Below are 12,496 nucleotides of genomic sequence, written 5' to 3' on the forward strand. Positions count from 1 at the left end.
CGCCACCGGGCATAATGCCGGATGACGGCGTCGCCTTATCCGGCCTACAGCAGCACACATTGTAGGCCCGGTAAGCGAAGCGCCACCGGGCGTAATGCCGGATGGCGCTACGTTATTCCGTCGGGTCGGGAATGCCCAGTTGGGTATTCAGGCGACCACGCGATTTATTGAAGATTTTATTGCCATTTTCACGGCCAGCGCGGCGACGGCGCTGTTCCTCTTCCGGCAAACTGCTCTCTTCACAGCACAGTTCGCTACAGCAGCCTTTAAACTTCTCGGCGCAAGCCGGGCACTGAATAAACAGCAGATGGCAGCCATCATTTTTACAGTTGGTATGGCTGTCGCACGGTGCGCCGCACTGGTGACAATGCGCGATAACCTCATCAGAGATCCGCTCTCCCATGCGCTCATCAAACACAAAGTTCTTACCAATGAAACGCACCGGCAGTCCCTGCTCGCGCGCCTTACGCGCGTACTCAATGATGCCGCCCTCAATGTGCCACACTTTGTTAAAACCGTTATGCTTCATCCAGGCGCTGGCTTTTTCACAACGAATACCGCCCGTACAGTACATGACGATTTTCTTGTCTCTATGCTCCTGCATCATTTCAACAGCTTTCGGCAACTGCTCGCGGAACGTATCAGCCGGAATTTCCAGCGCATTTTCGAAATGCCCCACCTCATATTCGTAGTGGTTACGCATGTCGATAAACACGGCATCAGGATCGTCCAGCATGGCGTTCACTTCCGCCGCTTTCAGGTACTCGCCAACGTCGCTGGCATCAAAATTCGGATCGTCGATACCATCGGCCACAATCCGCTCGCGTACTTTCATACGCAGCACCCAGAAGGACTTACCGTCATCGTCCAGCGCAATATTCAGACGCAAGCCGTTTAATGCGGGATCAAACGCATACAGTTGCTCACGAAACGTCGCGACCTGACTTTGCGGCACGCTGATCTGTGCGTTAATGCCTTCACGCGCCAGATAAACGCGACCAAAAACATTCAGCGAGGTAAACATCTGGTACAACGCGTCGCGCGTGCTCTGCGGATCGACGATCGTGAAGTATTTATAAAAAGAGATGGTCGTGCGCGGCTCCGTTTCAGCTAACATCCGGGCTTTAAGCGCATCGTTCGAAATGCGGTTGTGTAACACTGGCATGGTGTACGTATCCTGCAATCAGTAAAAATGAAATCGGGCGGCATCATAAAGCAAACATCGCCAATTTACATCCACACATTTTGCGCTACATTTCATTCTTCATACTAAGAAATTAACAACAATTGCCGCTTTTATCGTCGTTCTCCAACCACAAATTTTTGCTGTACACGAAAAAATGCGACAATACAGGGAATTGCTCGTTTACAGACAGGATAGAGATGACGAATTTACCTAAGTTCTCCGTTGCGCTACTGCATCCACGTTATTGGTTAACCTGGCTGGGTATTGGTGCTCTTTGGTTGGTCGTGCAATTGCCCTACCCGGTGATTTACAAACTGGGTTGTGCAATGGGACGTCTGGCGTTGCGTTTTATGAAGCGCCGCGCCCGCATCGCCTATCGTAATCTTGAATTGTGCTTTCCGCAGATGAGCGAGCAAGAACGCCACCAGATGGTGGTGAAGAACTTCGAGTCTGTCGGGATGGGCGTGATGGAAACCGGCATGGCCTGGTTCTGGTCCGACCGCCGTATTTCACGCTGGACAGATGTCAGCGGCGTTGAGCATATCCGCGACGTTCAGGCCCGGGAGCGAGGGATTCTGCTGGTTGGCCTGCACTTTCTGACGCTGGAGCTGGGCGCGCGCCAGTTTGGTTTGCAACAGCCTGGCATTGGCGTTTATCGTCCGAATGACAATCCGTTGCTCGACTGGCTACAAACCTGGGGACGTATGCGCTCCAACAAGTCGATGCTCGATCGCAAAGACCTGAAAGGCATGATCAAAGCGCTGAAAAAAGGTGAAGTGGTCTGGTATGCGCCGGATCATGACTATGGCCCGCGCGCCAGCGTGTTTGTCCCGCTGTTTGCCGTGGAACAGGCCGCCACCACGTCAGGAACCTGGATGCTCTCCCGAATGTCCAACGCCTGTCTGGTGCCGTTTGTTCCGCGTCGTAAACCCGATGGCAAAGGCTATGAGCTGATTCTCCTGCCGCCGGAATGCTCACCACCGCTGGATGACGCCGAAACCACCGCAGCCTGGATGAACACGATCGTAGAGAAATGCATCATGATGGCGCCCGAGCAATACATGTGGTTGCACCGCCGTTTCAAAACGCGTCCTGAAGGTATGCCTTCCCGTTACTGATTCATCAGGTGCAGCCGGGCGACGGTTGCACCTTCTCAATCGCCTCTTTTAGCTTTAAAAGCTACTCACATTGCCGCCCTCAGCAGGCAGGCGCATAATAAGAGAGTATTGCCTTATTTTTATTCTGATGATAGCGCAAACAGCGCATCACACTGCGGATCGCTATGTCACCCTCTGATGTCCCCATAAACTGGAAACGCAATCTCACCGTAGCCTGGCTGGGCTGTTTTTTGACCGGCGTGGCGTTTAGCCTGGTGATGCCATTTTTACCCCTCTACGTTGAGCAGCTCGGCGTAACGGGCCACAGCGCGCTGAATATGTGGTCGGGGCTGGTTTTCAGTATCACCTTCCTGTTTTCCGCTATTGCCTCGCCTTTTTGGGGCGGGCTGGCCGATCGCAAAGGGCGAAAGATCATGCTGCTGCGCTCAGCCCTCGGCATGGCGATGGTTATGCTGCTGATGGGGCTGGCGCAGAACATCTGGCAGTTTCTGATCCTGCGCGCATTGTTAGGTCTGCTCGGCGGATTTGTGCCAAACGCAAATGCGCTTATCGCCACTCAGGTGCCGCGTAATAAGAGCGGCTGGGCGTTAGGAACGCTTTCTACTGGCGGCGTCAGCGGCGCATTGCTCGGCCCTCTGGCGGGCGGATTACTTGCCGACCAGTACGGATTACGCCCTGTCTTTTTCATCACCGCCAGCGTGCTGTTGGTCTGTTTCTTACTGACGCTCTTTTTTATTCGCGAGCGTTTTCAGCCTGTCAGCAAAAAGGAGATGTTGCACGTCCGGGAGGTCGTTGGCTCACTAAAAAACCCAAAGCTGGTTTTGAGTCTGTTCGTCACCACGCTGATCATTCAGGTTGCAACCGGATCGATCGCGCCTATTCTGACGTTATATGTGAGAGAGCTAGCCGGTAACGTCAGCAATATCGCATTTATCAGCGGAATGATCGCCTCGGTGCCCGGCGTTGCGGCGTTGCTCAGCGCGCCCCGGCTCGGCAAACTGGGCGATCGCATTGGCCCCGAAAAGATCCTGATTACCGCCCTGATTATCTCTGTCCTGCTGCTGATCCCGATGTCATTCGTACAAACGCCCTGGCAGCTTGGCGTGCTGCGCTTTTTACTTGGCGCGGCGGACGGCGCCCTGCTCCCTGCCGTACAGACTCTGCTGGTCTATAACGCCAGCAATCAGATCGCCGGGCGCATCTTCAGTTACAACCAGTCATTTCGCGATATTGGCAACGTCACAGGCCCGTTAATGGGGGCAGCTATTTCTGCCAGCTACGGTTTTCGCGCCGTGTTTTGCGTCACCGCAGGCGTCGTGTTGTTCAACGCAATTTATTCGTGGAACAGCCTGCGGCGGCGCAGAGAGACCCTCGCGGCAAAATGATTTTTGCGCTTTCATACTTGCAAAACCGGAGAATCAGCTATTCTTTCCCTGAATACCTCATCAAATCAAAGGGAGACAGTGATGACTATGTACGCCACGCTGGAAGAAGCCATTGATGCAGCCCGTGAAGAGTTTCTGGCTGACAACCCGGAACTCGAACAAGATGAAGCCAATGTTCAACAACTCAATATCCAGAAATACGTGCTACAGGATGGCGACATCATGTGGCAAGCCGAGTTTTTTGCCGATGAGGGCGAAGAAGGCGAATGTCTGCCAATGCTGAGTGGCGAAGCGGCGCAAAGCGTCTTTGACGGCGATTATGATGAGATAGAGATTCGTCAGGAGTGGCTGGAAGAGAACACTCTGCATGAGTGGGATGACGGTGAATTTCAGCTCGAGCCGCCTCTGGATACCGAAGAAGGCCAGACTGCGGCGGATGAGTGGGATGAGCGTTAACTACTCATAAGGGCCGTGGTGTATATCCAGCGGCAGCAGCAGCGTATCAAAAACCAGTGAAAACGGCAGATCGAGAACCGTGACATAGCGCCACGCGGAATCCCGGACATCCCACTGCACGCCGGGATAGTATTGATTGCCGTGCCCTTGTCCGGGGATCGTCCTGCTAATGATGCTGCCGCACCCGCTCAGAAGTAGTGCCATTACGCCAACCACGATTATTCGCACCGGATACCTCATTCGTCGTTTTGTTCAGTATAAAAAAATACCGGCAGCAGGCCGGTATTTTCAGATAATTGTCAGCGCATATTTGTCGGCCTGATAAACGCCACGTTTATCAGGCCGCTACGGCTTACTTCTTCTGTAACGCCAGTGGGTTCAGATTGATACCCTGATAGTAGTTAACCCACGATGAGTATCTTTCCGGTGAATTCCAGACGCGATAGTGTAAACGCGCCATCGTCACCGGATCGCTCAACAACACCAGACGGCGGTCGCGATTCAGTTTTTCCGGCGTTTCATTCAGCGCCTGCTCCACATGGCGGTCGCGCGCAATCTCCAGCACCTTACTGGCGCGGTGACGGGCCGTAGCCATCGCCGTAGCCAGCGCGTTAAACGACGGGTTAAACACCGCGTGCATAAAGCCGTCATCCAGCGTGCGATTGCGGTTCATCGCCAGGTACTTGTCAGTATCCACCAGCACCTGCGGCGGGGAATACTCTTCCGGGATGAGGAACAGTTTCCAGCGTTTGGTGCGCAAGCCTACCGTTGAACGGCTGGAAACCACGGACACAAACGGCGACAGGATCAGCGAGAAGACAATCGGCGCCAGCCAGAACAGGAAACGTAAATCCAGCCAGGCCATGCCAACCGCCCATACCAGGCCGAGCAGCAGCTGGGAACCGTGACGCATGAAGGCTTCACCCCACGGGGTAGAGTCATCGTCACGCTGCGGTGAATTCCAGACCACTTCCCAGCCGAGGAATGCGCTCACCACAAACACCGTGTGGAACAACATGCGTACCGGCGCCAGCAGCACAGAGAACAGCACTTCCAGCAGCAGCGACAGCGTTACGCGCACAAATCCGCCATACTCTTTTGTGCCCTTACACCAGATGAGCATAATACTCAGCAGCTTCGGCAGGAACAGCAGCACCATCGTGGATGCAAACAGCGCAATCGCCAGTTCGGGGCGCCACTGCGGCCAGACCGGGAACAGCTGGCGCGGTTGCAGGAAGTATTGCGGTTCGGTCAACGCATGAACCACCTGCAAGGCGGTGGAAAGCGCCAGGAACATGAACCACAGCGGCGCCGACAGGTAAGACATGACCCCCGTCAGGAACACCGCACGGTGAACCGGGTGCATCCCTTTCACCAGGAACAGGCGGAAGTTCATCAGGTTGCCATGACACCAGCGGCGGTCACGCTTAAGTTCATCCAGCAGGTTCGGCGGCAGTTCTTCATACGAACCCGGCAGGTCGTAGGCAATCCAGACGCCCCACCCTGCACGACGCATTAACGCCGCTTCCACGAAGTCATGCGAGAGGATGGAACCCGCGAACGATCCTTCGCCCGGCAGCGGCGCAAGCGCACAGTGTTCGATGAATGGCTTCACGCGAATAATCGCGTTATGGCCCCAGTAATGCGACTCGCCTAGCTGCCAGAAGTGCAGCCCGGCGGTAAACAGCGGGCCGTACACGCGGGTAGCAAACTGCTGGCAACGCGCATACAGCGTATCCATACCGGACGCTTTCGGCGACGACTGAATGATCCCGGCATTCGGGTTCGCTTCCATCAGACGTACCAGGCCGCTCAGACACTCGCCGGTCATCACCGAGTCAGCGTCCAGCACCACCATGTAGCTGTACTGGTTGCCCCAGCGACGGCAGAAGTCATCGATATTGCCGCTTTTGCGCTTCACACGACGGCGGCGACGGCGATAGAAAATCTGTCCTTCGCCCTGCACTTCAGCAATCAGCTCCATCCACGCTTTTTGTTCCGCCACGCAGATATCGGGGTTGTAGCTATCGCTCAGGATATAGACGTCGAAATGCGCTGCATTGCCGGTGGCTTTAACCGATTCCCACGTAGCGCGTAGCCCTGCGAACACGCGGTCAACGTCCTCGTTGCAGATAGGCATAATCAACGCGGTACGGTGCTCTGGATTCAGCGGCTCATTTCCCACCGTTGACGCCGAAATACTGTATTTATCGCGGCCAATCAGCAGTTGCAGGAAGCCCATAAGCGCGGTCCAGAACCCCGCAGACACCCAGCAGAACAGCACGGCGAACAGGATCAGGATGCCGGTTTGCAGCACATACGGCAGCAGTTGCATAAAGGAGACCCACAGATCCTGCCCGATCATGTCGGCAGGATTAATGAGCGCCCAGCCCTGATAAGGAAGAATGGTCTTCATATACCAGGTCGCAACCACCGTCTGCGCCAGCGTCAGCAGCAACAGGATGTAGCGGCGGATTGTCCCGACGGTACGCCATTTTTGCTCGTTCTCCTGCTCTTCTTTCGTCAGGCGGGAGAGATAACGCGGCGTCACGTCCCGGCCGCGCAAGCGGTCCCAGAAACGACCCAGCGGGTTGGTGCGCCAGGGATCGGGGAACATAGAAGAACGCGTCGCTTTCGGCATTGCCTGCAACTGATCGCGTCCCTCATCATCCTTAATCAGTTGCCCTTCGGCCAGCGAATCCGGCCAGGCCTGCTCAAGGCGCGCTTTAACAGATCCCTGCGGTGAATCGTCTTCTCGCGAGTAAGCTCGATGCTCAACATCCAGCGCCTCATGGACGGCGCGGATGTCCGTTTTCGGCAGCGCCGCTTTCTCACTGTCTGAAAGCGGCATTGCGTCAATATACTCAGTTGTCTTATTCATTGGCAGGTAACTGGTAGCTCCAGGTTTCACTCAACGGCTGATCGGCATTCACCAACGCAGCACGCATTTCAGTGGTTTTCTTCGCGTCTTTCACTTTTACGCGCAGCGTCAAACGCCAGCCTTTCGTCACCGGGTTATAACGCACTGAGTTCTCAACGATTTCGCCGTTATCGCCAATACTGGTTTGCGCCGTGACAGGGGTATCCTGCGGCAGCTTTTTCATATCTGTGCCGACAAAATCCACGACGAAGGCGATGGTGCCGTCAGGCTGGCGAATCAGGTTAGACTGTTTGACATCGCCCGTAGAGCGACGCGTCTGCTGAACCCAGGCATTCTCCGGCGCATGAAGTTTCTCTTCATCGCGGGTAAACGTCATGGTGTACTTGAAGTTCATCTCTTTGCCTGCTTCAGGCAGTTGATCCGGCGTCCAGTAGGCCACGATGTTATCGTTAGTTTCATCGTTGGTCGGAATTTCCACCAGTTCGATTTTCCCTTTGCCCCACTCGCCTTTCGGCGTGATCCAGGCGCTTGGGCGCAGGTCGTAACGATCGTCTAAATCTTCAAAGCGCGAGAACTGGCGACCGCGTTGCAGCAAGCCGAACCCTTGCGGGTTTTCCATCGCATAGCTGCTCACCGCGAGATGTTTCGGGTTATTCAGCGGACGCCAGATCCATTCACCGTTGCCCGCATGGATAGACAACCCGTTAGAGTCGTGCAATTCCGGGCGATAGTTGGTTGCCGGAGACGGCTGGTTCGGCCCAAACAGGAACATGCTGGTTAACGGCGCAACGCCCAGTTTACCGACTTTATCACGCAGGTAGACTTTCGACTGAACGTCCACCACGGTGTCACGCCCAGGGATGATGACGAAGCGGTATGCCCCGGTCGCACGCGGGGAATCGAGCAACGCATAGATGGTCAAACGTTTGTCAGTCGGTTTTGGACGCTCAATCCAGAACTCGCGAAAGCGGGGAAATTCCTCACCGGAAGGCAGCGCGGTATCAATCGCCAGACCACGCGCGGAAAGACCATAGACCTGGCCTGCGCCAATGACGCGGAAATAGCTGGCACCGAGCATGCTGACGATTTCATCATTTTTGTCTTTGCTGTTGATCGGGTACAGCACTTTGAACCCGGCGAAGCCGAGGTCTTTGACGGTGTCTTTATCATGCTGAACATCGCCAAAATTGAAATAGTCCGGGTTGTATTTGATTCTTTTTACCGTCGTCGCGGTAACTTCGTTGATCCTGACCGGTGTGTCGAAGTACATACCCTGGTGGTAGAACTCGAGCTTGAATGGGGTCTTGATATTGCTCCAGTACGCTTTATCACGGTTAAACTGGATCTGCTGATAGTCCGCATATTTCATGTCGCGGAAAACGGAGGGCAAGTTACTTTTCGGCGCCTCATAGCCTTTACCGGCTAAGGATTGAGCTTGTTTTGCAACATCATCGATGGTGAACGCCCAACTCGACGATGTGTACAGCGTTAACATTACCGCCGCGCCCAACCAACGCATTTTCATCATTTGTCGTTTATGTTTCATAATAAGTAAGCACTTCCCCCTTTGTGTGCTTATATCGATCCGATCCATTTTAATGGATAATCAGGCAATCCGACAACTGAATCCCGGCTTTGTTCAGCGCGCTGGCTCATGGATTAAGCAGGTTTTGCTCCTGTTTTCACTTTGCGTGCTTATCCTGGAGACAGGTTGTTGGACTTCGTGTAGGGTTGCCCCCGAATGTAAACATTATTCGTCCCAGGGATAAGACGAAAAGTCTGAGAATATGTATCTATCTATGAATCCAGTACCTCCACAGCGTGAATATTTTCTTGACTCCATCCGCGCCTGGCTGATGTTGTTGGGGATCCCCTTTCATATCTCGTTGATCTATTCAAGCCATACCTGGCATATCAACAGCGCAGAGCCCTCATGGTGGCTGACCCTGTTTAACGATTTTGTCCACGCATTTCGCATGCAGGTCTTTTTTGTTATTTCCGGTTATTTTTCGTACATGTTATTCCTGCGTTATCCATTAAAACGCTGGTGGAAAGTGCGTGTTGAACGCGTAGGTATTCCTATGCTGACGGCCATTCCTTTACTCACCTTGCCGCAATTTATCATGCTGCAATTTGTCAAAGGAAAAACCGAGAACTGGCACACGCTTTCTTTGTATGAGAAATACAATACGCTGGCCTGGGAATTAATTTCTCATCTGTGGTTTTTATTAGTGCTTGTTGTATTAACAACCCTGAGCATGTGGGCATTCAGCCAAATCAAAAAAAGCGCGGAACGCACAACGAAGCCGTTATTCGCCGCCGTTTCGATGACCAAATTGACGCTTATCTTCTTTATCCTTGGCGTCGGTTACGCCGCGCTGAGACGCGCCATTTTTATCATTTATCCCTCTATTCTTAGCGATGGCATGTTCAATTTCGTCGTCATGCAAACGCTGTTTTATCTCCCTTTCTTTATCCTGGGCGCGCTGGCATTCATCAACCCGGCGCTGAAAGCGCTGTTTACCGTACCGTCACGCGGATGCACGCTGGCTGCGGCGCTCGCCTTCGTTGCCTACCTGCTGAACCAGCGTTATGGCAGCGGCGATGCCTGGATGTATGAAACAGAATACGTCATTACCATGCTGATGGGATTGTGGATGGTTAACGTGGTCTTTTCGCTGGGCCACCGTTTACTTAATTTCCAGTCCGCTCGCGTCACCTATTTTGTGAATGCATCGCTTTTCATCTATCTGGTGCATCATCCACTAACGCTGTTTTTCGGCGCGTATATTACGCCGCATATTACGTCGAATCTGCTGGGCTTTTTATGCGGGCTGGTCTTTGTTATCGGTATTGCGCTGGTTCTGTATGAACTGCATTTACGGGTTCCCGTACTGAAATTTTTATTTTCGGGCAAACCCGCGGTTAAACGTGATAACAGCAAGGCTGTCGCCAGTTAAGCTGCCCGCTGAAGGACGTTAAAGCAGCCATTCGACGGGCAAGACAGACGCCAGTCGCACCAGAACCCGCTTCCAGAATCCTGTGGCGGGTTCTTTTTTCAGTACCACCTCGTCACGCAGGTGGCGATCAACCCAGTTAATCCTTCCCCAACGATCCAGCCGCAGTTGCCAGGCGTCATCACGCTGGCTCTGCATAAAACGGTTATGAATCAGCGTTGCCAGCGTTTCGCTTTCAATCACAAACCCCATTTCGGTATTGAGTAACGTCGATCGGGGATCGAAATTGAGCGAACCGATAAAAACCTTATTCCCGTCAATGCTGAAGGTCTTCGCATGCAGGCTGGAGCCTGAGTTACCGGTTAAACCACGATCGTGAAGTTCAGCCACATGCCCGTTAGTGGGTTTAAGCTCATAGAGCTCAATGCCGTAGCGCAGAAGTTTTTTACGCCACCGCGCATAGCCCGCATGGACGACCGCCACATCGTTCGCCGCCAGTGAATTGGTAAGAATCGCGATCCTGACCCCTTTTCTCACCAGTTGCAGCAGTTGCGCGACGCCCGCCCGGGTGGGAACAAAATAGGCGGAAATAATGTCGATACGTTCCGTTGGCGACCCCATCACATCGAACAGGCGTTGCGGCAGAAGCGAATGACGCTGCGCTTTCCCCTCGCCTTTTAAAGGATCGTCGCTGAGCAGACGGGTTTTCGCCCATATCAGCGGTAAAGCGCCGCGATCAAGATGGGACATAAAGTGGCTGGTTTTCAGCTTATGCAAATAGCGGCGCGTAATGTCGTCGTTGTACCAGGAATCCGGTAAGTCAATGCGTCGGGTGATTTCCTGCTCAGACAGCGACAACACTTTTTGCAGCGTTGACACCGATTTGCAGTGCCAGTAACGTTCAAAATCATCCGCCACGTCTTTTACGACAGGGCCAATCGCCATCACGTCGAGATCGGAAAACAGCGGCTCTTCACCTGCACCAAAATAGGCATCGCCAATATTCCGCCCGCCGACAATGGTGACTGCACCATCTGCCGTATAGCTTTTATTATGCATACGCCGATTAAGCCGGGCAAAGTCGGTTAAATACCCCAGCGCACGCAGCATACGAAAAGAGAAAGGATTAAACAGGCGCACTTCGATATTGGGGTGGCTATCCAGCAGTTGCAACGTATCATCAAGCCCCGGCGTATTGTTATCATCCAGCAGCAGGCGAACATGAACGCCGCGCTTTGCCGCCGCCAATAATATCGAAAACAGCAGACGCCCGGACATGTCGTCCTCCCAGATGTAATACTGCACATCCAGGGTGCGCTCAGCCATTTCTGTTAATCGATAGCGTGCGGCAAAGGCATCCAGGCTGTCATCCAGGGCGAGAATGCCGCATTCGCCGGGATGACGTTCACACAGCGGGGTAACAGCGCGCTCAAGTCGGGTCAACTCACTCATCACCTTGTTGGGTCAGTAATCGCTCGTAAAGTCGGGCAGTTTCTTCATCATAACAGACAAAGTATACCTGCTCAGGTAGCGCGTGGCGGGCAAGAAAATCCGCAACCGTATTAACCGCGATCTCTGCGGCGGCGGGGCGTGGGTAGCCGTAAGCGCCGGTGCTGATCGCCGGAAACGCGACAGACCGGTAGCCATTGGCCAGCACCAGTTGCAAACTGTTGAAATAGGCATCTTCCAGGAGCTGGGATTCGTTGTGATCGCCGCCACGCCAGACGGGCCCCACCGTATGGATCACCGCTTTCGCCGGCAGATTGCCTGCCAGAGTGATGACTGCGTGTCCTGCCGGGCACTCGCCCTGCTGCTGCCTGACTTTTTTGCAGGCTTCCAGTAGCGCCGGACCCGCTGCACGATGAATCGCACCGTCAACGCCACCGCCCCCCAGTAATGAAGCGTTGGCGGCATTAACAATCACATCTACCGTGAGTTGGGTTATGTCGCCATGTTGTACATGAATACGCGATTTCATAGATCCCCCTTACCTTAACCTATAGCCTAAGTGTACAGCAGGGCTTTCAATGAAATCGCGTTTTTTAATCGAACGATTTTATCTCTGACGTGATGCGTTTATTGGTATTCAATACTCATAATCGCCAGACGTTGTTGCGGATCGAGATAGTTGACTCTCACGGATGCAATTTGTCGAAGGCTTTGCGGGGCGGTTGTAACCTGTTGCAGGGTAAAACGGTTAGTTTTCATCTGGCCATTATTCACGCATGTCATGTCAATATTTTGTTGCCGGGCACTGACCTCACAGGGAGGTTCGACAATCTGACCACGAAAATGAATAACGCCGCCGGTTGTGATTTGTTGAGCTGTAACAGAGGAAGAAAAGAGAATGCAGACGCCAAGGCCTGCTCCGAGGATATTTTTCGAACACAACGCAAACATACAATAGCTCCTCAATGATCAATCATACTTGAAGGATCGGAGTTTTCCTTCCACTGCGACGCTCGCGGTGAACGGAAACGACGTTGTTGCCTCTCTATAATTCATAGAACAGT

At 53.4% G+C, this 12,496-nt stretch carries 11 protein-coding genes; 4 read left to right on the plus strand and 7 right to left on the minus strand.

The features are described from left to right. Nucleotides 1-112 precede the first annotated feature (112 nt). Complete coding sequence (gene trhO, locus OGX81_RS16580) at nt 113-1,165, minus strand: oxygen-dependent tRNA uridine(34) hydroxylase TrhO (RefSeq protein ID WP_071258242.1); 1,053 nt, start codon at nt 1,163-1,165, stop codon at nt 113-115. A 218-nt stretch (nt 1,166-1,383) separates the two neighbouring features. On the opposite strand from trhO, the gene OGX81_RS16585 reads away from it, so the two are divergent. From OGX81_RS16585 to OGX81_RS16595, 3 genes are all read left to right on the plus strand, one after another. Continuing rightward, nucleotides 1,384-2,304 carry a Kdo(2)-lipid IV(A) acyltransferase gene (locus OGX81_RS16585; protein WP_047457570.1) on the plus strand — a complete coding sequence of 307 codons (921 nt, stop codon included), beginning with the start codon at nt 1,384-1,386 and terminating at the stop codon, nt 2,302-2,304. Nucleotides 2,305-2,468: 164 nt separating this feature from the next. Then, the gene (mdtG, locus tag OGX81_RS16590; RefSeq protein WP_104868805.1) at nt 2,469-3,689 is read left to right on the plus strand and encodes a multidrug efflux MFS transporter MdtG; all 1,221 of its coding nucleotides are present in this window, start codon (nt 2,469-2,471) and stop codon (nt 3,687-3,689) included. An 81-nt stretch (nt 3,690-3,770) separates the two neighbouring features. Beyond that, nucleotides 3,771-4,145: a MysB family protein gene (locus tag OGX81_RS16595; RefSeq protein ID WP_012132878.1), complete on the plus strand. Its 375-nt coding sequence runs from the start codon at nt 3,771-3,773 to the stop codon at nt 4,143-4,145. Here the strand turns inward: OGX81_RS16595 and OGX81_RS16600 are convergent, their stop codons facing one another. From OGX81_RS16600 to mdoG, 3 genes are all read right to left on the minus strand, one after another. Beyond that, the gene (locus OGX81_RS16600; RefSeq protein ID WP_024130446.1) at nt 4,146-4,373 is read right to left on the minus strand and encodes a YceK/YidQ family lipoprotein; all 228 of its coding nucleotides are present in this window, start codon (nt 4,371-4,373) and stop codon (nt 4,146-4,148) included. A 124-nt stretch (nt 4,374-4,497) separates the two neighbouring features. After that, the gene (gene mdoH / locus OGX81_RS16605) at nt 4,498-7,026 is read right to left on the minus strand and encodes a glucans biosynthesis glucosyltransferase MdoH (RefSeq protein WP_060815905.1); all 2,529 of its coding nucleotides are present in this window, start codon (nt 7,024-7,026) and stop codon (nt 4,498-4,500) included. Next, nucleotides 7,019-8,554: a glucans biosynthesis protein MdoG gene (gene mdoG / locus OGX81_RS16610; protein WP_077956924.1), complete on the minus strand. Its 1,536-nt coding sequence runs from the start codon at nt 8,552-8,554 to the stop codon at nt 7,019-7,021. The genes mdoH and mdoG overlap by 8 nt, the downstream gene beginning before the upstream one ends. Nucleotides 8,555-8,825: 271 nt before the next feature. Here mdoG and mdoC point away from each other — a divergent pair, with 271 nt between their 5' ends. Next, nucleotides 8,826-9,986, plus strand: a complete 1,161-nt coding sequence (gene mdoC, locus OGX81_RS16615) for a glucans biosynthesis protein MdoC (RefSeq protein ID WP_012132882.1) — start codon at nt 8,826-8,828, stop codon at nt 9,984-9,986. 18 nt (nt 9,987-10,004) lie between these two features. Here mdoC and OGX81_RS16620 read toward each other — a convergent pair whose 3' ends face one another. The 3 genes from OGX81_RS16620 to OGX81_RS16630 all read right to left on the minus strand — a co-directional run bounded on the left by OGX81_RS16620 (nt 10,005) and on the right by OGX81_RS16630 (nt 12,383). Beyond that, on the minus strand, nt 10,005-11,435 hold the full coding sequence (locus OGX81_RS16620) for a phospholipase D family protein (RefSeq protein WP_080750326.1): 1,431 nt from the start codon (nt 11,433-11,435) through the stop codon (nt 10,005-10,007). Next, on the minus strand, nt 11,428-11,961 hold the full coding sequence (gene ymdB / locus OGX81_RS16625; RefSeq protein ID WP_047457580.1) for an O-acetyl-ADP-ribose deacetylase: 534 nt from the start codon (nt 11,959-11,961) through the stop codon (nt 11,428-11,430). Before ymdB ends, OGX81_RS16620 begins: the two co-directional genes overlap by 8 nt. A 98-nt stretch (nt 11,962-12,059) precedes the next feature. Further along, a complete protein-coding gene (locus OGX81_RS16630; RefSeq protein ID WP_047457582.1) occupies nt 12,060-12,383 on the minus strand; it encodes a YmdA family protein in 324 nt (107 codons plus the stop codon). Between the last annotated feature and the right edge of the window lie 113 nt (nt 12,384-12,496).

It is taken from the genome of Citrobacter sp. CK206 (genome assembly GCF_030333125.1).
GTDB classification, from domain to species: domain Bacteria; phylum Pseudomonadota; class Gammaproteobacteria; order Enterobacterales; family Enterobacteriaceae; genus Citrobacter_B; species Citrobacter_B koseri.